Here is a 19,190-nt window from a genome sequence, read left to right on the forward strand (position 1 = left end):
CCATCATTATTGAACAGCCATTCAATGTAACGGCCAAAACTGACAAAACCGCCAATTGTTGACGGTTTTGTCAGAAAATGCCGTTAAACGATGGCGATCATTGGGTCCGCCGCAGCCAGCGCCAAGGCGCGGTCAGCCGCTGGCGGATAAATCCATACCGAGTTGATCTGGCGCTTGAGGGCCTTGCCTTCCTGGCCGTGCAGCTTCAGTTCGCGCTCCCAGCCTTCGCTGAAAGCGGCGCCCCAGTCTCCCAGGTCCAGGCAGGTGACGTATTTGGGCTGGCGATACAGCACCGGCTGCAGGCCGAGCAGGTCGGCGGCGGCGTTGTTACCGGCGTGGCGGCCCATGGGGATGGCGTGCTGGCACGTCATCAGGGCATGGTTGCCCAGGTCATCCACCGCAGCCCAGGCGGTGTCGCCGGTGGCGTAAACGTGCTCCTGGCCCAGCACTTTCAAATGGCCATCCACTTTCAGCCTGCCGAAGGTATCGCGCTCGCCGGCAACGTGCGCCGTCAACGGACTGGCCTTGACGCCAACGGTCCAGATTACCGTGTTGCTGGCGATGTGCTCGCCGTTGTCCAGGGTGACTCCCGCAGCATCGACAGCCACCACCGAAGCGCCGGCCAGCCATTCGACCCCGGCCTGTTCACACGCGGCAACAATCGACGGTGTGATCCCTTCACCCAATGCCGCCCCCACTTGCGCTCCACGGTCGACCACCACTACCCGCAATGCCGCGTCGGCCCCGAGGATCGAGCGCAGGCGAGTAGGCATTTCGGTTGCGGTCTCGATGCCGGTGAAGCCGCCGCCGCACACCACCACGGTATTGCGAGTTGGCGAAGCGGGCAGGGCGGCCAGATCGACCAGATGCTGCTCCAGGCGCATGGCCGATTCCATCTGGTCGACATCGAACGCATGCTCCGCCAGGCCTGGTACTGCCGGGCGGGCAACCTGGCTGCCTGCGGCCAGGATCAGGCGGTCGTAGGCGATGCGCTGTGGCTGGCCGTGGGTATCGGTATAGCTGACGCTGCGACCTTCGGTGTCGATGCTGTCGGCGTTGCCCGGGAAGAAGTGAATGCCCACAGCCTCGAACAGATCACCCAGAGGCGCCTTCATGCCATGCACGTCGGCCTCGTAAAAGCGCGGACGAATGCGCAGTTCCGGCTGTGGCGCCAGCACGCTGATGCTGAGGTCGGCACGTTGCGCCTGGTCGAGTAGGCGGGCAGCGCTCAGGGCGCTCCAGACACCGGCAAAGCCGGCACCGATGATCAGGATGTTGGATTTCATGAAGGTGCTCCGCAAGGTTCGAAGAGGGCATCGGGGGCCAGCTGTATGGCCTTTTAGTAACTACGACTATATAAGTCGTAGTTATCTTCGGCAAGGGCTTTTCCCTTTGCGGTGGAGCTACCTTTTGACACCTTGTTTTGTCAGTGCCGGGGCATCGGCGTAACATGTACGACAAAATCGGTCGGAGATTTGAATGTCGCTTTACAGTGCTGGCGTGGAATACGGTATCCATTGCCTGTTGTTTTTAGTCGACGAGCGCGGTGAAACTCGTGATTCCAGCGTGCGCGACCTGGCCGAGTTGCAAGGCGTGCCGCAGGAATACCTGGCCAAGGTCTTCACCAAGCTGGCCCGTGCCGGGCTGGTGGCGGCCACCGAAGGCGTGCGCGGCGGCTTCCGCCTGGCGCGGCCGGCGGCGCAGATCAGCGTGCTGGATATCGTCCATGCCATTGATGGACCAAAGAAGATCTTCGATTGCCGCGAGGTGCGCGAGCGTTGCACCTTGTTCGACGGCTCGCCGCCGCGTTGGGCGACCGAGGGTACCTGTGCGATCCACGCAGTGATGCTGGGGGCGCAGAAGCGCATGGAAGCGTCATTGGCACAGCAGACTGTGCTGGACCTGGCCATGCGCTTCGGGCGCAAGGCCCCGGCTGAATTTGGCCAGCAGGTCGATGCCTGGATGGGTGAGCGGCGGGAGGCCAAGGGGGCTGGGGATATTCCGGTAGACCAGGTGTGAAGGGCTTGCCCGAACCGGCCTTTGCGCGAGTAGGGAAGTACGCCGATCAGCGCCCTTCGTGTTGGCGCCGATAGGCCCCAGGCTGCACCCCCATGGCCTTGGCAAACGCCCGGGTAAACGCCGCCACCGACTGATACCCCACCTGCGCACCCACTTGCTCCACGGTATTACCCGCCCGCAGCAACTGGCTGGCATGGCGCATGCGCAGTGCCAGCAGCACCTGCCCTGGCGATTGCCCCGCCAGTTCGTTGAAGCGCTTGAAAAACGCAGACCGCGATAAGCCGGTGCAGGCGGCCATGCTCTCCAGCGTCCAGGCTTGCCCCGGTTGTTCGATCAACTGCTCCAGCAGCCCGGTAAACGCTGGCTGGCGAGCGAGGGCGACAAGCCCGCCCAGTGACTGCCCGGCAATGACCTGCTGGCGCAGCACGTACAGGAACAACAGGTGCGTCAAGCGCTCCAGCAACGCCTGCGACGGGCCGGCGGCCCGCCGGCATTCTTCCAGAATGAGCTCGAACAGCGCCCGCGCCGCACTGCCGGCGGGGTCTTCGGCGCGCAGCAGGATCCAGTCGGCCAGACCTTCGACAATCAGTGAAGACAGGCCGGACTGGAAATGGAAGAAGCCGCAAACCAGCCCGACGCCGTCGCTGGCTTCGCTATCCAGCGACTGCATGGCCTGGCGCGGTTGGGCACAGGCGTCGACCGGGTCCTGATCGCTGGACAAGCGATAGGCAAGGTCGCGCAACAGGAATACGGCATCTCCCTTCTCCAGGCGCACCGGTTGCGGCTGGCCGTCAATGTGCAGCCAGCAATGCCCTTGCACCACCAGGTGAAAGCTGGCGCGGCCCATGCCCTGGGTGCTGGCATGCCAGCCACCGCAATAGCGCCCGACATGAAACAGGCTGGCATCGAGCTCCAGGCCCTCTAATAACCAATCGACAAGGTGGCTGGACGAAATCATCTAATACAAAGACTCAGGAACAAGGAAAGGCGACTGATGAATATGGAGGGTAGTTCTTATAACCAACAGACTGTAGTGACACTCATCAAAGGAGATCACTGCATGTCCTCGCGCATTACTTTACACACGCTGCAGAGCGCCCCGGAAGCGGCACGGCCGTTTCTTGAGAATGCCCAGAAGAATTCCGGCTTCATCCCCAACCTGCTCGGCGTGCTGGCCAACGCCCCGGCGGCGCTTGAAACCTACGTGACCGTTTCGGCACTCAATGGCAAGTCTGAGCTTGGCCTGGCCGAGCGTGAAGTGGTGCAACTGATCGCGGCCACCCAGCATGGCTGCGACTTTTGCGTGGCCGGCCATACGGCCGTCGCGCTGAACAAGGCCAAGCTGCCGCAGGAGGTGGTCGATGCTCTGCGTGCCCGTGGCGAACTCCCCAACGCCCGCTACGAAACCCTGGCCGCCTTTGCCCGCGAAGTGATCGCCACCCGTGGCAATGTCAGCGAAGCCACCTACCAGGCCTTCCGTGAGGCCGGCTTCAGTGAAGGCAACGCCTTGGAGGTGATTCTGGGCGTAAGTCTCGCAACCCTGTGCAACTTTGCTAATGTTTTCGCCCAGACGCCACTCAACGAAGAGCTTGGCAAATACCGCTGGCAGCCTTCTGCGTAGCCCACCTGTGATAATGGCCCTTACCAGGCCGTTGTAGGAGCGGCCTTGTGCCGCGAACGGGCCGCAGAGCGGCCCCGGCGTTATCAAAGGAGCAAGACCATGCAAGATTGTGCATTTCGACACTGGCTGGATGCCAATGCCGAGGCCATCGACCGGGGCCTGTGCGAACCGCAGCAGGTGCTGGCGCAGATCGCAGAATCGCAGCTGTTGCGCACAGGGGTCGACCCAGCGCTGGGCGGTACGGGCGGGCAGGTGACCGATGCGGTCGAGGCCATCGCCGCCATTGCCAGCCGCTCATTGGCTGCGGCTTTCGTCTGCTGGGGCCAGCGTGCCTTCATCGAATACCTGCTGCACAGCCCCAACCAGCCCCTGCGTGAGCGCCTGCTGCCGCGCCTGTTGACCGGTGAATTGGCCGGTGCCACCGGGCTGTCCAACGCCATGAAGTTCCTGTCCGGTATCGAAGCGCTGCAGGTGCGTGGCCGCCCGGCAGCCGATGGCTGGCACCTGGAAGGGCGACTGCATTGGGTGACCAACTTGCGTAAAAGCGGCTTCGTGGTGGCGGCGGCCATCGAGGATGAAGCCGGCGGCGCGCCGTTTGTGCTGGCCATTCCTTCCGACGCTCAAGGTCTGGAGCGTTCTGATGATCTACAACTGATGGGCCTGCAGTCGAGCAACACGGCAGCACTGGCTTTTCACCAGGTATCGCTGGCACGCGACTGGCTGCTGCATGAAAATGCACGCGAATTCCTGCCACGGGTACGCCCGGCATTCCTGGCGCTGCAATGTGGCATGGCCATCGGCCTGGCGCGACGGGCGCTGGAAGAGGTTCACGCGCACCTGCATGGCCGAGCGTCGTTCCTCGACGAAGCCTGTGAGGTGCTTAGCGAACGCCTGGAAAACACCGTCAGCGAACTCAAGCAGGGCTTGCTCGACGGTCGCTTCCAGCAGCAGCCGGCGGCCTTGTTCAAGCTGCGCATCATCCTGGCTGAAAGTGCTGCCGACGCAGTACAACTGGAATTGCAGGCCAGTGGCGGCAAGGCTTACCTCAGCGAATACGGCGAAGGGTTTGCCCGCCGCTGGCGGGAGTCGGCCTTCGTGCCGATCGTCACGCCCAGCCTGGTGCAATTGCGCGCCGAACTGCAGCGCCAGGCGGGCGTTGCATGAGCGCAGTGTTGCTGGAGGCCTGTGACATCCGCCTGGGCTACCCGCGTGAGGGGGGTTGGCAGCAGGTGCTGGCGCAGTTCGACCTGCAGCTGGCGCCAGGTGAAGTCGTGAGCATTCTTGGCCCCAGTGGTGTGGGCAAGTCAAGCCTGCTGCGGGTGCTGGCAGGCCTGCAGCAGCCTGGCGGCGGTAGCGTGAGCTTGCACGGCCAGCCGCTGCAGGGGCCGCACCCGCGTCTGGCGGTGGCCTTTCAGGACCCAAGCCTGCTGCCATGGCTGAGCCTGGAGAAAAACGTCGCCTTCGGCCTGGACTTCGCCCGTCAGCCCAAGCTGGCGGATGCCGAACGCCGTGCACGCATCGACCATGCGATTGCGGCTGTGGGCCTGGCCCACGCGCGTGGCCAGTACCCGGCGCAGTTGTCTGGCGGCATGGCCCAGCGCACCGCGCTGGCCCGCTGCCTGGCACGCCAGCCCGAAGTCTTGCTGCTGGATGAACCCTTCGGTGCGTTGGATGAGGTGACCCGCGCCGACATGCAGCAGCTGCTGCTGCAACTGATCGCCACGCACAAGACCGCGGCCGTGCTGATCACTCACGATATCGACGAAGCCCTGCTGCTGTCAGACCGGGTTCTGCTACTGGGCAACCACCCAGCGCACATCCTTGGTCAGTGGCACATCGACCTGCCGCAACCGCGCACGCAGAGGGTCGAAGAGCTGGGGGCCTTGCGCATAGACATCCTCAAAACCCTTCGGCGGGCAAGCCGCACAGTCGAACCTACCCCAACCCCTTTGCCCTCGGAGGCTGTCCATGTGCATGGATGACTGCTGTTCTTCTTCTTCGCGTCGTGACTTCCTAAAGCTCGGCGCCATGCTCACTGCTGCCGGTGCATTGCCGTTGCTGTCGAGCTTGCAGGCGCGTGCCGCTGCCGAGCCGGACGCGCCGGTGCGTATCGGCTACCTGCCGATCACCGATGCCACGCCGCTGCTGGTGGCACATAACAACGGCTTGTTCGAGGCCGAAGGCATCCAGGCCGAGCGCCCGGTGCTGCTGCGCAGCTGGGCGCAGGTGATCGAGGCATTCATTTCCGGCCAGGTCAATGTCATCCACCTGCTTTCGCCGATGACGGTGTGGGCGCGCTATGGCAGCAAGGTGCCAGCCAAGGTGGTGGCCTGGAACCACGTGGGCGGTTCGGGCCTGACTGTAGCGCCGGATATATCCGACGTGAAACAGCTTGGTGGCAAGACAGTGGCCATTCCGTTCTGGTACTCGATCCACAATGTGGTACTGCAACAGTTGCTCAACGACAATGGCCTGACGCCCGTGTCGAAGCCGGCCAATGCGCAACTGGCCGCCAACGAGGTCAACCTGCTGGTGCTGCCACCGTCCGACATGCCACCCGCACTGGCCAGCAAGCGCATTGCCGGCTACATCGTTGCCGAGCCGTTCAACGCACTGGCCGAGAACCTCAAGGTGGGCCGCGTGCAGCGCTTTACCGGCGATGTATGGCGCAACCATGCGTGCTGCGTGGTGTTCATGCACGAGCATGACCTGAATAACCGCCCGGAATGGTCGCAGAAAGTGGTCAACGCCATCGTCAAGGCCCAGCAATGGACCCGTGACCATCGCACCGAAGCCGCCGCACTGCTGTCCCGGGCGGGCCCCAACAAGTACACCCCGCACGAGCCTGCGGTGCTGACCAAGGTCCTGGCGCCCGCCGCCGAAGACCGTGCTGGCTACATTGCCAGTGGTGCCATTCGCCATCAGCAGTGGGACGAAAAGCGCATCGACTTCCAGCCATACCCGTTCCCGAGTTACACCGAAGAGCTGGTCAAGCGCCTGAAAACCACCCTGATCGAAGGCGACAATGCCTTCCTTGCCGGGCTGGATCCGGCGTATGCCGCCCGCGACCTGGTCGACGATCGCTTCGTGCGTAATGCCATCGCGACAGTGGGTGGCCCGTTGGTGTTCGGCATTGCCGACAACTTCGAGCGTAGCGAGGAGTTTGCGGTCTGATGCGCACCCATGTCGTACATGCCGGCCTTGGGCTGGTCGGGTTGCTGGCCTTGTTGCTGTTATGGTGGGCCGGTGTAGCACTGTTCGGCCAGGCCGACGGCCTGTCTGCGCGCTTTTCGCCGGCGGCAACCCTGGCCAGCCTGGTCGAGCTGCTGGGGCAGGGCGAGGTCTATGGGCATATCTGGGTCAGCCTCAAGCGCATCCTGATTGGGCTGCTGCTGGCGCTGCTGATGGGTGTGCCGCTGGGCTTGCTGGTAGGCAGCTACCGGCACCTGGAGGCGGCGACCACGCCAGCATTCCAGTTTCTGCGCATGATATCGCCATTGTCGTGGATGCCTGTGGTGGTGATGCTGATGGGCGTGGGTGACCAGCCGATCTACTTCCTGCTGGCGTTTGCCGCGTTGTGGCCGATCTTGCTGAATACGGCGGCAGGGGTGCGTCAACTGGACCCGCGCTGGCTGCAACTTAGCCGCAGCTTGAGTGCAACGCGCTGGGAAACCTTGTGCAAGGTGATTGTGCCGGGGGTGATCGGTCACGTGCTGACGGGCGTGCGCCTGGCCATCGGTATTCTGTGGATTGTGCTGGTGCCGTGCGAAATGCTTGGGGTGAGTGCGGGGCTTGGGTATTTCATTCTTGATACCCGCGACCGGCTGGCGTATTCCGAACTGATGGCGATGGTGCTGCTGATTGGCGTGCTGGGGTTTGTGCTGGATGCCCTGGCGCGTGGGCTGCATCGGCGCTGGGTGCATGGCTGAAAGGCCAATGGGGCTTCTTCGCGGGCTCGCCCGCTCCCACAGGTACATCACCGGCCTTGGGCCTTACGGTATTCCTGTGGGCGCGGGCAAGCCCGCGAACAGGCCATCGGATCAATACACGGTCTTGCGCTGGCGCACACATTCCTGGGCCTGAGCGGTCAGCTCATCCAGCCGCTCATCGCGCATCTGCTCCGCTTCGATCATTGCATCCTCACCCTGCTGGTTAAGCAGATAGGTGTGAATCTGCAGCACTTCAGCCGTCTGATAAATCGGCGCAATGTCCAGGCGCCCGATCAGCGCACCACTGGGCTGGCCGGTACTGCTCATCAGCACCTGCGGTCCATTGGCGGCCACCACTTGCATGCCCATCGCCTCGAACCACGGCACCTGGTTGGCAAAGGCGTTCAGCTCCACGCAGGCATGGCGCGACCGCAGGTCGCCCAGTAGAGCACGGGCGATGCCCTGGCGGCGATGGCTGGCGCACACGGCCAGAAAGGCCAATGCACAGGCCCGTCCATCGTCCTGGGCTGGCAGCGACAGCGCAAAGCCCAGCAACTGGTCCGGTGCTTCGGCATCCAGCGCCAAGGTAAGTGCCACCGCCAGACCGCGGGCGCCGTCCAGCGCTTGCAGGTACTGGTGGACTTCCATGCCGACGCCGTACTGGTACAGCGGGTACAGCGGGTTGTCGACAGCGATGGCGACACTGCTCAATTCGCCGACATTGTGAATGACCAGCTCGCGGATCTGGTTCTGGAAAGATTCGGGTGGCACGCTGTCGAGGCGGCTCAGGATGAACATCTGGGGGCTCCGGCGGATGAGAATACGACCCGCGCTGTGTTGGCGCGGGTGTACAGTCTAACCGGTTTTGCCGCATCAGCCGTGTGCCTGTAAGGCACCGAGCATCAGGTCGAGGTTTTGCACGGCAGCACCAGAGGCACCTTTGCCCAGGTTGTCGAACACTGCGGTGAGCAGTACCTGGCCATGCTCGGGGTTGGCGTACAGCGCCAGGCGCAGGTCATTGCTGCCGTTCAATGCCTCGGGGTCGAGGTTTGCCGCAGCGCCGCCCTGATGCAGAGGCATCACCTGGACATGGCGGGCACCCTGGTAATGCTGTTCCAGGCAGGCTTGCAGCTGCGCGGCGCTGACCTGTCCAGGCAGCAGGCGAAGCTGCAGCGGAATGCTCAGCACGATGCCTTGGCGGTAGGCGCCATAGCCGGGCATGAACATCGGCCGCGCCGACAACCCCGCGTGCTGCTGGATCTCCGGTACGTGCTTGTGCGCCAGCTCCAGGCCATACAGCTGTAGCGCCGGCGCTTTGGCGGCGCCGGGCTGTTCGTGCCGCTCGACCGCCGCGCGACCACCGCCGGAGTAGCCAGACACGGCGTGGATGTTCAGGGGGTAGTCCGCAGGCAGCAAGCCAGCCTTGACCAGTGGGTGCAGCAGCGCGATGGCGCCGGTGGGATAGCAGCCGGGATTGCTGACACGCGTGCTTTGCGCGATGCGCTCGGCTTGCTGTTCGTCAAGCTCCGGCAGGCCATACACCCAGCCTGGTGTGGTGCGGTGCGCCGAGCTGGCGTCGATCACCCGCACCTGTGGGTTGTGGATTGCGGCCACGGCCTCGCGGGCGGCGTCGTCGGGCAGGCACAGCAGGGCGATGTCGGCGCTGTTGATCGCTTCGCGGCGGCGTTGCGGGTCCTTGCGCTCGGCCTCGGGGAGGGTCAGCAGGCGAAGATCGCTACGGCCCTGCAGGCGGGCATGGATCTGTAGGCCTGTGGTGCCTTGGTCGCCGTCGATGAAAACAACAGGGGTGTGCATGCTCGGGGTCCGGTTGGGGAAAGATAGCCTATGCTCGCCCGTAGCGTTGGTAATGAAAATTTGAATATGATGATCGATACATTCAGGTTTTCTGAATGAGTTTTGAAACGCGTGGTGAACCTGTGGGTTTACCCGCAAAAGGGCCGGCTCTGAACAATGCGCGAAATCAGCCTCGACCGCCTCCGCACATTGGTGGTCATCACCGACCTGGGCTCCTTTGCCGAGGCCGCCCGCCAGCTTAACCTGGCGCCGCCCACCATCAGCTTGCACGTGGCCGAGTTGGAGGCGCGTATCGGCGCCCCGTTGCTCACCCGCACCCGCGGCCAGGTGCGGCCTACCGTCATCGGTGAAACACTGCTGGGGCGTGCCCGACGCCTGCTGGCGGACGCTGACTTGGCGCTGGACGAAGTACGCCGGCAGGTCGAAGGGTTGACCGGGCGTGTGCGGCTGGGCGCCTCCACCGGTGCCATCGCCCATTTGCTGCCGCAGGCGCTGGCGCGCCTGCGTGTGGAGCACCCGGGGATCGATGTGCAGGTTCAGGTGCTGACCTCCCAGGCGTCGCTCGCGCGCTTGCGTGAGGGCACGCTGGATATCGGCCTTGTGGCCTTGCCGCAGGTGGCCGGCAAAGGGCTGACGGTTACCCCCTGGCGGCGCGACCCGATCCTGGCGTATGTGCCGGCCGACTGGCAGCCACCGGCCAGGATCACCCCGGCCTGGCTGGCGCAACGGGCGTTGATTCTCAACGACAGCACCACCCAGCTGTCGCGGGTTACCGGCGAGTGGTTTGCAGCGGCGGGGTTGTACCCCGAACCGCGGATCGAGCTGAACTACAACGATGCGATCAAGAGCCTGGTCGGCGCCGGGTACGGGGCGACCTTGTTGCCGCAGGAGGGGGAGGCGACCGAACTGGACCGGCGCATTGCCCGCCGACCGCTGCGGCCGGGGTTGTGGCGGCAGTTGGGTATTGCGTGTCGGGAAGGGCAGGTGGAGCGGGCCACGGGGTATGTGCTGGAGGCGCTGGAACGGTTGCGGTAGGGGTGGTTCCGCTGCTGCAAGACCTGTGGCAGGCCTGCACGTTCCAGCCCCGACGCCTTGCCGAACTCAGAACCAGCGATCGTTCTTCTTGCGCCCACGGGTCAGTGCCGGCAGGATCAGCCCCGCCAGCAAGCCTGCACCGGCAATGCTGCCGCCATACACCATGTAGCGCATCATCACCTGCTTGTTCTCATCCCCCAGGCGGGCCTGGGTATCGCGCAGGTCCGACTGGCTCTGATCGAGCTGCTCGTTCAGTGCCTTGTTGCGCGCCTCCAGCTCGTCAATCAGCTGCTTGCGCGAATCAAGCGTTTCCTGCATGCCCTGTACGCGGTTCTTCCAGCTGTCGTCGATGGTCTTCAACTGCCCGGTCAGTTCGGCGACCTGGGCATCGAGCAATGGCAGGCGCTCGTTCTGCCCGGGCACTGCCTGCAGGTCGTTGCTGAGGATCCACACCACATCGCCGTTCTGCCCGCGCACCTGGCTGTAATTGCCCTGGCTGCCGAGCAGGGTCAGCTTCTGCCCGGACTTGAGCGTGCCGACAATGCGGTGCCCGTCGGTCGGGCCGCTGCGCACGTAGGTGCTCAGGCTGTCACTGACCCAGCGTGCGTCGCTGGCAGGCTCTTCGGCGTGCACGGGGGCGGCCAGGCCCACCAGGGCGGCAATCAGGCCGATGCGCAGGGCAGGGAGGGCGGAAGCATTTGGGCGGGAATCGGGCATGTTGGGTCTTCGCTGAAACAGGACAAAAAGTAGGCCCGGTGACTGGGCCGATGAACCGGTCGGTGAGTTGACCGTCAGCGAAAGACCGTTTTTTTGTCAGCAGGTTCACTGCCTAGTGTCGGAAATGTCTGCAGAATGTTGCAGTGCCCGCCCCAGAGCGCTGCGTTGCCGATGACGCAATTGTAATGCGCCGATCACCTTGGCGTTATCTGCCGGCCGTCAATCTTGGCCCGCCGACATAACAACAAATGCGACGTTCAAGGAGCATCGGATGACGTGCAGATCACCCCTGACACTGGCTGCTTGCCTGGCGCTGGCCGGCGTTGGCAGCCAGGTTGTTGCTGCAGAAAAAAGTGCGGACGGCTTCATGGAGGGCAGCACCCTCAGCGTGCTTAACCGCAACTTCTACTTCAACCGCGATAATCGCGATTCTGTGGCCCCCACACACAACCCGAGCAAACAACCTGACAACGGCTACTCCGAGGCCTGGGGGCATGCCGTGATTACCCGATTCGAGTCGGGCTTCACCCAGGGCACCGTAGGTGTTGGCCTGGATGCGTTTGCCATGCTTGGCCTCAAGCTCGACACTGGCGGCGGCCGCAACGGCGGGCGCAGTTCTTTCGACGTATTGCCGGTTGACCGCGACGGCCAGGCACGTGACGAATACACCAAGGTGGGGGGCGCGGCCAAGCTACGACTGTTCGACACGGTACTGAAGGTGGGGGATGTGTTCCCGGCCAACCCGGTGGTGGCGGCTGGCGACTCGCGGCTGCTGCCGGAAAGCTTCCGTGGGGTGACCCTGGAGAACACCAGCATCAAGGACCTTACCCTGCAAGCCGGGCGTCTGCATGCCATGAGCCAGCCGATGTCCAGCGACCTGCGGGAGAACTTCGTGACCTTCTATGGCGGCCCGGTCGATTCGCCCTGGATCGCCTATGGTGGGGGGGATTACAGGCTCAATGAGCATGTCAGCGTCAGCCTGTTCAGTAGCCGGCTCAAGGACGCGTGGAACCAGTACTACGCCGGCACCAGCCTGAGCTGGCCACTGAGCGAGGCGCTGGCGCTGATTGGCGGTTTCAACTATTACAAGGCTGTGGATGAAGGGCAGCAGCGCCTGGGCGCCTTTGACAACGACATCTGGAGCGCCAAGCTGGGTGTGCGCTTTGGTGCTCACACCCTGGCCCTGACGCACCAGCGCAACAACGGCGACGACGACTTCGACTACCTGCGTCAGTCCGACTCGATCTTCCTCGACAACTCCATCCAGTACAGCGACTTCAACGCGCCCAAGGAGCGTTCGTGGATGCTGCGTTATGACCTGAACATGGCTGCCTACGGCGTACCCGGGTTGTCGTTCATGACACGCTACGGCAAGGGTACCGATGCTGACTACTCCAATGCCAACGCCACCTACATGCGCCGTGACGTTGCGGGCAACCCGCTGACCGACCAGAAACGCTGGGAGCGTGACATCGAGGTGAAGTATGTGGTGCAGACGGGCGCGGCCAAGGACCTGTCGTTGCGGGTTCGCCAGGCCACCACCCGGGCCACGGCGTTCGAGTCGGACCTGGACGAAGTGCGGCTGATCGTGGAGTACCCGTTGTCGATTCTGTGATTCCACCTTGGCAACCTTGTTGCTCCTTTGGTTTAGGTGGATTTTCTGGCGCTCCGCTTGGGGCGCTTTTTTTATCGGCTTGATCGCCTATCAATCCTGCATTTGCATCAGGTGGTCAGGTGCTACCGGTACGCCGGGGCTATGGGGCTAGACTCAAGGCTCACCTTCGATCGTGGAGCAAGACCATGACTGCCAAGAACACCGTCTGCCTGTGGTATGACCACGCTGCCGAAGAGGCGGCGAACTTCTATGCCCGAACTTTCCCCGATAGCCGGGTGGTCGCTGTGCACCAGGCACCCGCCGATTACCCTTCAGGCAAGCAGGGCGATGTGATCACCGTGGAATTCACGGTAATGGGTATCCCGTGCGTGGGGCTCAATGGTGGATCGGCCTTCAAGCACTGTGAGGCATTTTCGTTCCAGGTCAGTACCGTGGACCAGGCAGAGACCGACCGCTTGTGGGAGGCCATTGTCGGCAACGACGGCGAGGCCAGCGTTTGCGGCTGGTGCAAGGACAAATGGGGGATTTCGTGGCAGATCACTCCACGCATCCTCATCGAAGCCATCGGCCACCCCGACCGTGCGGCGGCCAAGCGTGCGTTCGAGGCCATGATGCAGATGGGCAAGATTGATGTGGCGAAGATAGCGGCGGCGCTAAAAGGTTGAAGCGGGTCTGTGTTTCAGCAGGCGCGGCCTCGAATCGCGAACGGGCTGCGTGGCAGCCCGTGGTTTTCGGGTTGGCGCCGTCAGTTGCTGGTTACTTCGGCCTCTGCCGCTGTCTTGGCCGATGCCTTCTTCTCCTGCACCACAATGTAGAACTCCTCCCCATGCTTCACCGCACCATACAGTACGGCCTTCTCGATCAGCTCGTTGCCGCGCAGGTGGCGCAGCATCATCGGGTCCTTGCGCAGGTCGCGGTACAACGCCAGGCATAGCAGCACCATCACCACCACGAATGGCAAGGCCACGACGATGGTCAGGTTCTGCAGCCCGGTCAGCGCCTCGCCAGGGTTGCCTGGGTCGCCGATCGCCAGCATGATCGCCGCCACCGTACCAGTCAGCGTCCCCCAGAAAATCACTGTGCGTCGCGATGGCGCGGTGGTGCCGTGTTCCGACAGCGTGCCCATCACCAGCGAAGCGGCGTCGGCGCCCGAAACAAAAAAGATGCCCACCAGGATCATCACCAGCACCGAGGTTGCCGAGGCCAGCGGGTAGCTGTCCAGCAACTGGTACAGCGCGTGATTACTGTTGACCGCCCCGTTGGCCAGCTGGAAGGCGCCCTCGCGCACGGCCTCGATGGCGGCGCCACCGAAGATGGTGAACCACACCAGGCTGACCAGGCTTGGCACCAGCAGCACCCCGGTAACGAACTGTCGAATGGTGCGACCGCGGCTGATGCGGGCGATGAACATGCCCACGAAAGGCGTCCAGGAGATCCACCAGGCCCAGTAGAACACGGTCCAGCCGGCCAGCCAGCTGTTCATCTGCTCGCCGCCGCTGGCGTTGGTGCGGGCCATCATTTCCGGCAGCATCTTGATGTAGATGCCGAGCGAGGTCGGCAGCAGGTTGAGCATCAGCAGCGTCGGCCCGACCATGAACACGAACACCGCCAGCACCAGTGCCAGCACCATGTTGGTGTTGGACAGCCACTGGATACCCTTGCCGATGCCCGACACCGCCGAGGTTACGAAGGCAATGGTCAGCAGGGTGATGATCGAGATGTAGAACAGTTTACCGGGGCTTTCGATCCAGCCGTTGTATTCCAGGCCGCCGGCAATCTGCAGCGCCCCAAGGCCCAGCGAGGCGGCCGAGCCGAACAGCGTGGCGAAGATTGCCATCATGTCGATCAGGCGGCCGAGAGGGCCGTTTGCGTGCTTGCCGATCAGTGGTCGGAAGGCGGCGGAAATCAGCTGCGAGCGGCCACGGCGGAAGGTGCCGTAGGCGATTACCAGGCCGACGATGGCGTACATGGCCCAAGGGTGCAGGGTCCAGTGGAACAAGGTGGTGGCCATTGCCACCTGCATCGCTTCGCTGGTCTGCCCGCTGGCCGAGCCGGGCGGCGGCGATATGTAGTGCGACAGTGGCTCGGCCACGCCGAAGAACATCAGGCCGATGCCCATACCGGCGCTGAACATCATTGCTACCCAGGATACCGTGCGAAATTCTGGCTGTTCGCCATCACGGCCCAGCGGCACTCGCCCGTAACGGCTGGCGGCCAGCCACAGCACGAACACCACGAACAGGGAGGAGGTGAGCACGAAGAACCAGCCGAAATTGAGAATGACCCAGGATTGCGCGCTGGAGGCGCTGCTGGCCAGGCTGACCTGGTTGAGGAAGCCCCAGAGCACGAAGGCGATGGCCAGAAGGCTGGTGAAACCAAAGACAATCCAGTCAAGCTTGCCCTCGAAATGCCGGTCCTGGCGGGCTTCTGCGGTTTTCGAGGGGTCTGTGACGCCAAGATCGAGTGTTTCGGGGATGTGTTCCTTTGCCATGTATGATGAGGCCCCATTGTGTCTGCCTGAGCGCGCAGGCTTGTTGTTGTGTGGGCTGCCGAGCGCGATGACGGCCTCGGCGGGGTGGATTGCTGGCGGGATTATCCTGCGCAGCAAATGGCGGCTCATGTCCCCATAACGTCCTGGGGCGTCCATTACGCGACTTGGCAAATACTTTTAGTTCTGGGGGCAGTGGCCCTTTCTGCCTCGGCTTCTGGTACCCTGATGGGCATAACCCGGGCCCGCACATACGAGCATCGTAGAAGCGCTGCTGCTTGTGGGCCTGGCCGCACCAGGAAACGGAGATTCGTCATAATGGCCACTGACCGTGTGAGCCTGATTCATTTCGATAAATTGAGCATGAGCCCTGCCGCTGCCGATCGGTTCCAGAAAGCCCTCGACGCGCTGGAAGCGCTCAAGCTGCAGGACCGTTACGTGTATCTCATCGCTCCCTATCTGGGTGATATCGCTGACGCCTCCGACGCCGAGCAACTGGCCACAGCCCTCGAGCAGGGCTTGCGCGTGGTCGAAGAGTTGCTGGTAGCCAGGTCGGTAACCAAGGTCAAGGCCGAGGAAGTGCGCCAGGTGTTCCACAGCGCAGGCGAACGTGCGCGTGCAGAGCTGCCTGGCTGAGCAGTTGCATGGCCAAAGACATCGACAACCCCTGCGTCTCGTTATGCCAGCTCAACAGCGAACTGTGCGTGAGCTGCGGCCGTACCCGTGACGAAATTCGCAAGTGGCGGGGCATGAAGCGGCCCGAGAAAATGGCCACTGTGCAGCGGGCGGCGACGCGAATGAAGGCTATCGCCAAGAAGGCGGCCAAGCGGCAGAATGCCAGCTGAACCTGCGTGCAATTCACGCAGCCTTTCCTGATTGTCTGCCGAGCCTGAAATGGATTCTCACTCGCTGTTCGCGTTCACCCTGGTCGCCGCCATCGCGATCGCCAGCCCCGGCCCTGCCACTTTGATGGCTATCAACAACAGCCTTGCCCATGGCCAGCGCAGCGCGATCTGGTCGTCGCTGGGCAATGGCACGGGCCTGTTCTGCTTGTCGGCTGCGGCCATGCTGGGGCTAGGCGCACTGCTGGCCAGTTCTGAAGTACTGTTCAATGCCGTGAAGATCCTGGGGGCGGGCTACCTGTTCTACCTGGGCGTGCGACAACTGCTGAAGAAGAGCCCGATGCTGGAGCAGGGGGCCGCAGAGCGTGCGGCCAAGGTGCGACCCGCGCCGCTGAAACTGTTCAAATCGGCCTTCCTCACTGCAGTCACCAACCCCAAGGCGACCATGTTCTTTACTGCGCTGTTCCCGCAGTTCATCGACCAGGGGGCTGCGTTGTTGCCGCAGTTCCTGACCTTGACCGGGATTTTCGTGGCCTTGTCGCTCACTTCGCTGAGCGCGTATGCCGCCTTGGCTGCGCGGGCCAAAGGGGTGCTGACCCGGCCGTCGCTGTCGCGCTGGGTGAACCGGGTGGTGGGCACCACCTTTATCGGTTTCGGCGCGGCGATCCTGGCGATGCGACGGCAGGGTGCCTGAAAAGCCCACGTTGTCGCCTGCTGTGCAGGCCCTTACTGTCTGTCCTTCGGCAGATTTTTCAACTGAACGATGAAAGGCTCGTCTGCGGGTTGCTGATGGTCCAGACTGTCCACAGCGCGCAGACGATAGCTGCAGGCGACCGCAGTGGGTGGCAGCCTTTGGCTATCACGCCGGGTCGCCGGGTGTTTCATGTGCCGAGGGTTGTAGATGATCGAGCGTTGCTTTCGCCACGTCTTGCTCCTGGTGTGCCTGTCACTGCTGCCCCTGGCTGCGGTGGCGGATGATGCATGCTTACGGCTGACCGCCACAGGAAATCCGGAGTACCCCCCCTACCTGTGGCGCGACCCGCTAAACCCTCAACGATTGATCGGTGCCAATGCCGACCTGCTCAAATACGTGGGCAAGCAGTTGGGGCTGGACATAGAGGTGGTTTACGCCGGGCCGTGGTCGCGAGCCCAGGAAGCCGTGCGCACTGGGCGGATCGACTTGATGGCCGGGTATTTCCTGACCGAGGCGCGCCGGCAGCATGTGGACTTCATCGCCCCGCCATTTTTGCGCACCCCCAGCGTCATCTGGGTGCGCCAGGACAATGCTTTTGCCTACCAGCAATGGGCCGACCTCAAAGGCCGCAAGGGTGGCACTCTGGTCAACAACAGCCACGGCCAGCAGTTCGATGAATACGCCCAGGCCAATCTCACCCTCGAAGCGGTGCCCAGTGCCAGGCAGGCGTTCGAGAAGCTGATGCACAAGCGCAGCGATTATGTGGTGTACGAGCAGTATCCTGGCATGGCGCTGGCACGCACATTGGGCATCGCAGCCACTGTGCAGGTGTTGCAGCCACCGGTGTCCAGCGAAGGGTTGTACCTGGCAATCTCACGTGAGTCGCCCTGCAACCGGCCACCGCTGCGTGAGGCGCTGGCGCGGGAGATGGCGAAGATCGTTGGCGGGGCCTTGCCCGAACAGTGGTTGAAACAGAATCTGGAGCGGTGGCAGTGACAGAGTGGCTCATGTGCTGCGCGGTCTTTGTTGGGGGCAGCCTCGCGTCGGTACATGTGCCACTCCAATTCAACGCATATGCAAGATGATGGGGCTGCTGCTGGCCGGGTCGGTATGCCCACGCAGCTTGCCTACCGCCTGCGCATCCACCGCACCACCCTGGTTGCCCCAGGCCGTACGCACAAAGCTGAGCACGTCGGCAATCTCCTGATCACTCAGCTGTTCGCGCAAAGCCGGCATGCGATAGGCGTCCGGCACCCCTGCAGCCACCACCCGCTGCGAACCATTGAGCGTGATATTGATTGCCGAGGCGCTCTCCTTGGCCAGTGCCGAGGTTGCCCCTGCCAAGGGCGGCATCCATTCGGCCTGGCCCTTGCCGTCCAGGCCGTGGCATGACGCACAGCGTGTCACGTAGGTGCGCGCTCCTGGGCTGTCCAGCCGTGTGGCTAGCGATTCGGCCTGGTATTGCCAGGGTGCGCCGTCACGTTGAGGGTCGCCGGGCAGCGACTTCAGGTAGTGGGCGATGGCGGCCAGGTCGTCGTCACGCATGAATTGCGTGGAGTTGTTGAACGCCTCGGTCATCGAACCATATACCACTGCATGCCGGTTGCGCCCGGTCTTCAGGAACTGCGCGATCTCGGCCTCGCTCCAGCGCCCCAGCCCGGTGTTGTGGTCGGCACGCAGGCTGGGAGCATACCAGCCGTCGAGCAGTGCGCCGGACAGGAACGGCTTGCCGCTGTCATCCAGCGCCTTTTCATTGAAGGCCAGGCCGCGTGGCGTATGGCAACTGCCGCAGTGCCCGGGGCCCTGGACGATATAGGCGCCACGGTTCCACTGTGCATCCTGCCCGGCCTTGGCGGTGTAAGGCGTGGTGGCGGCGAACAGGCCGTTCCACAAGGCGATGGGCCAGCGCAGGTTCAGCGGCCAGGGGATGTCGCTGGCCAGGTTGGCCTGCCGCGCCGGTTGCACGCCGTGCATGAAGAATGCATACAGCGCCTTGACATCATCATCGCTGAGCTTGGCGTAGGACGGGTAAGGCATAGCCGGGTACAGGCGTCGGCCACCCGGCGCGACACCCTGGCGCACGGCGCGGTCGAAGTCAGCCAGGGTATAGTTACCGATACCGCTGTCGCGGTCGGGGGTGATGTTGGTGGCGTGGATTGCCCCCAGCGGGGTGGCCATTTCCAGCCCGCCGGCGAACGGTTTGCCATCCGGCAGGCTATGGCAGGCCACGCAGTCACTGAGCCGGGCTACGTATTCGCCTCGGCTGACCAGCGCCGGGTCGGCAGCAGTGGCCTGTGCATCGGCAAACGGCGATGCGGGTTCACGGGTGACATACCAGGCCAGCAGGCCCGCCGCGACCAGGCACGGCAGCGCCAGCCAGCCAGCGGTTCTTGCGAAACGATGGGTCATGAGGCG

The 19,190-nt window shown here is 63.4% G+C and carries 20 protein-coding genes; 13 read left to right on the forward strand and 7 right to left on the reverse strand.

The window, feature by feature from the left end; translation table 11 throughout:
- Window positions 1-83: 83 nt before the first annotated feature.
- Complete coding sequence (locus KW568_RS11745) at window positions 84-1,286, reverse strand: NAD(P)/FAD-dependent oxidoreductase (RefSeq protein WP_004577488.1); 1,203 nt, start codon at window positions 1,284-1,286, stop codon at window positions 84-86.
- A 193-nt stretch (window positions 1,287-1,479) separates the two neighbouring features.
- Here KW568_RS11745 and KW568_RS11750 point away from each other — a divergent pair, with 193 nt between their 5' ends.
- Complete coding sequence (locus KW568_RS11750; RefSeq protein WP_003256055.1) at window positions 1,480-2,019, forward strand: Rrf2 family transcriptional regulator; 540 nt, start codon at window positions 1,480-1,482, stop codon at window positions 2,017-2,019.
- Between the two features lie 46 nt (window positions 2,020-2,065).
- Here the strand turns inward: KW568_RS11750 and KW568_RS11755 are convergent, their stop codons facing one another.
- Window positions 2,066-2,977: an AraC family transcriptional regulator gene (locus KW568_RS11755; protein WP_004577487.1), complete on the reverse strand. Its 912-nt coding sequence runs from the start codon at window positions 2,975-2,977 to the stop codon at window positions 2,066-2,068.
- A 102-nt stretch (window positions 2,978-3,079) separates the two neighbouring features.
- On the opposite strand from KW568_RS11755, the gene KW568_RS11760 reads away from it, so the two are divergent.
- The 5 genes from KW568_RS11760 to KW568_RS11780 all read left to right on the forward strand — a co-directional run bounded on the left by KW568_RS11760 (window position 3,080) and on the right by KW568_RS11780 (window position 7,569).
- On the forward strand, window positions 3,080-3,640 hold the full coding sequence (locus KW568_RS11760; protein ID WP_003256052.1) for a carboxymuconolactone decarboxylase family protein: 561 nt from the start codon (window positions 3,080-3,082) through the stop codon (window positions 3,638-3,640).
- Between the two features lie 99 nt (window positions 3,641-3,739).
- The gene (locus tag KW568_RS11765; RefSeq protein WP_003256051.1) at window positions 3,740-4,804 is read left to right on the forward strand and encodes an acyl-CoA dehydrogenase family protein; all 1,065 of its coding nucleotides are present in this window, start codon (window positions 3,740-3,742) and stop codon (window positions 4,802-4,804) included.
- Entirely contained in the window at window positions 4,801-5,622 is an 822-nt protein-coding gene (locus KW568_RS11770; RefSeq protein WP_004577486.1) for an ABC transporter ATP-binding protein, read from the forward strand. The genes KW568_RS11765 and KW568_RS11770 overlap by 4 nt, the downstream gene beginning before the upstream one ends.
- Entirely contained in the window at window positions 5,609-6,814 is a 1,206-nt protein-coding gene (locus KW568_RS11775; protein WP_033727091.1) for an ABC transporter substrate-binding protein, read from the forward strand. Before KW568_RS11770 ends, KW568_RS11775 begins: the two co-directional genes overlap by 14 nt.
- On the forward strand, window positions 6,814-7,569 hold the full coding sequence (locus KW568_RS11780) for an ABC transporter permease (RefSeq protein WP_003256045.1): 756 nt from the start codon (window positions 6,814-6,816) through the stop codon (window positions 7,567-7,569). Before KW568_RS11775 ends, KW568_RS11780 begins: the two co-directional genes overlap by 1 nt.
- A 111-nt stretch (window positions 7,570-7,680) precedes the next feature.
- On the opposite strand, the gene KW568_RS11785 is transcribed toward KW568_RS11780, so the two are convergent.
- Together KW568_RS11785 and argC are read right to left on the reverse strand one after the other, a co-directional pair.
- On the reverse strand, window positions 7,681-8,367 hold the full coding sequence (locus tag KW568_RS11785) for a GNAT family N-acetyltransferase (protein ID WP_259538423.1): 687 nt from the start codon (window positions 8,365-8,367) through the stop codon (window positions 7,681-7,683).
- 75 nt (window positions 8,368-8,442) lie between these two features.
- Complete coding sequence (gene argC / locus KW568_RS11790; RefSeq protein ID WP_004577484.1) at window positions 8,443-9,384, reverse strand: N-acetyl-gamma-glutamyl-phosphate reductase; 942 nt, start codon at window positions 9,382-9,384, stop codon at window positions 8,443-8,445.
- A gap of 156 nt (window positions 9,385-9,540) precedes the next feature.
- On the opposite strand from argC, the gene KW568_RS11795 reads away from it, so the two are divergent.
- On the forward strand, window positions 9,541-10,419 hold the full coding sequence (locus KW568_RS11795; protein ID WP_004577483.1) for a LysR family transcriptional regulator: 879 nt from the start codon (window positions 9,541-9,543) through the stop codon (window positions 10,417-10,419).
- A gap of 66 nt (window positions 10,420-10,485) precedes the next feature.
- Here KW568_RS11795 and KW568_RS11800 read toward each other — a convergent pair whose 3' ends face one another.
- Window positions 10,486-11,136, reverse strand: coding sequence for a TIGR04211 family SH3 domain-containing protein (locus KW568_RS11800; RefSeq protein ID WP_004577482.1), 651 nt, complete (start codon window positions 11,134-11,136; stop codon window positions 10,486-10,488).
- Window positions 11,137-11,407: 271 nt separating this feature from the next.
- Between KW568_RS11800 and KW568_RS11805 the strand changes: the two genes are divergently transcribed.
- Entirely contained in the window at window positions 11,408-12,751 is a 1,344-nt protein-coding gene (locus KW568_RS11805; RefSeq protein ID WP_004577481.1) for an OprD family porin, read from the forward strand.
- A gap of 185 nt (window positions 12,752-12,936) precedes the next feature.
- The gene (locus KW568_RS11810) at window positions 12,937-13,416 is read left to right on the forward strand and encodes a VOC family protein (protein ID WP_003256035.1); all 480 of its coding nucleotides are present in this window, start codon (window positions 12,937-12,939) and stop codon (window positions 13,414-13,416) included.
- Window positions 13,417-13,496: 80 nt separating this feature from the next.
- Here the strand turns inward: KW568_RS11810 and KW568_RS11815 are convergent, their stop codons facing one another.
- The gene (locus tag KW568_RS11815) at window positions 13,497-15,242 is read right to left on the reverse strand and encodes a BCCT family transporter (RefSeq protein WP_003256034.1); all 1,746 of its coding nucleotides are present in this window, start codon (window positions 15,240-15,242) and stop codon (window positions 13,497-13,499) included.
- Window positions 15,243-15,557: 315 nt separating this feature from the next.
- Here KW568_RS11815 and KW568_RS11820 point away from each other — a divergent pair, with 315 nt between their 5' ends.
- The 4 genes from KW568_RS11820 (at window position 15,558) to KW568_RS11835 (ending at window position 17,771) form a co-directional block, all read left to right on the forward strand.
- Window positions 15,558-15,875 carry a hypothetical protein gene (locus tag KW568_RS11820; protein ID WP_004577480.1) on the forward strand — a complete coding sequence of 106 codons (318 nt, stop codon included), beginning with the start codon at window positions 15,558-15,560 and terminating at the stop codon, window positions 15,873-15,875.
- 8 nt (window positions 15,876-15,883) lie between these two features.
- On the forward strand, window positions 15,884-16,084 hold the full coding sequence (locus KW568_RS11825; protein ID WP_003256032.1) for a DUF1289 domain-containing protein: 201 nt from the start codon (window positions 15,884-15,886) through the stop codon (window positions 16,082-16,084).
- A 49-nt stretch (window positions 16,085-16,133) separates the two neighbouring features.
- The gene (locus KW568_RS11830; protein WP_003256031.1) at window positions 16,134-16,775 is read left to right on the forward strand and encodes a LysE family translocator; all 642 of its coding nucleotides are present in this window, start codon (window positions 16,134-16,136) and stop codon (window positions 16,773-16,775) included.
- A gap of 207 nt (window positions 16,776-16,982) precedes the next feature.
- Window positions 16,983-17,771 (forward strand): ABC transporter substrate-binding protein, encoded by a 789-nt coding sequence (locus tag KW568_RS11835; RefSeq protein WP_003256028.1) that lies wholly within the window; start codon window positions 16,983-16,985, stop codon window positions 17,769-17,771.
- Between the two features lie 69 nt (window positions 17,772-17,840).
- On the opposite strand, the gene KW568_RS11840 is transcribed toward KW568_RS11835, so the two are convergent.
- Entirely contained in the window at window positions 17,841-19,184 is a 1,344-nt protein-coding gene (locus KW568_RS11840) for a cytochrome c (RefSeq protein WP_003256026.1), read from the reverse strand.
- Window positions 19,185-19,190 lie beyond the last annotated feature (6 nt).

This window comes from Pseudomonas sp. HD6515 (genome assembly GCF_024971855.1).
GTDB classification, from domain to species: domain Bacteria; phylum Pseudomonadota; class Gammaproteobacteria; order Pseudomonadales; family Pseudomonadaceae; genus Aquipseudomonas; species Aquipseudomonas alloputida.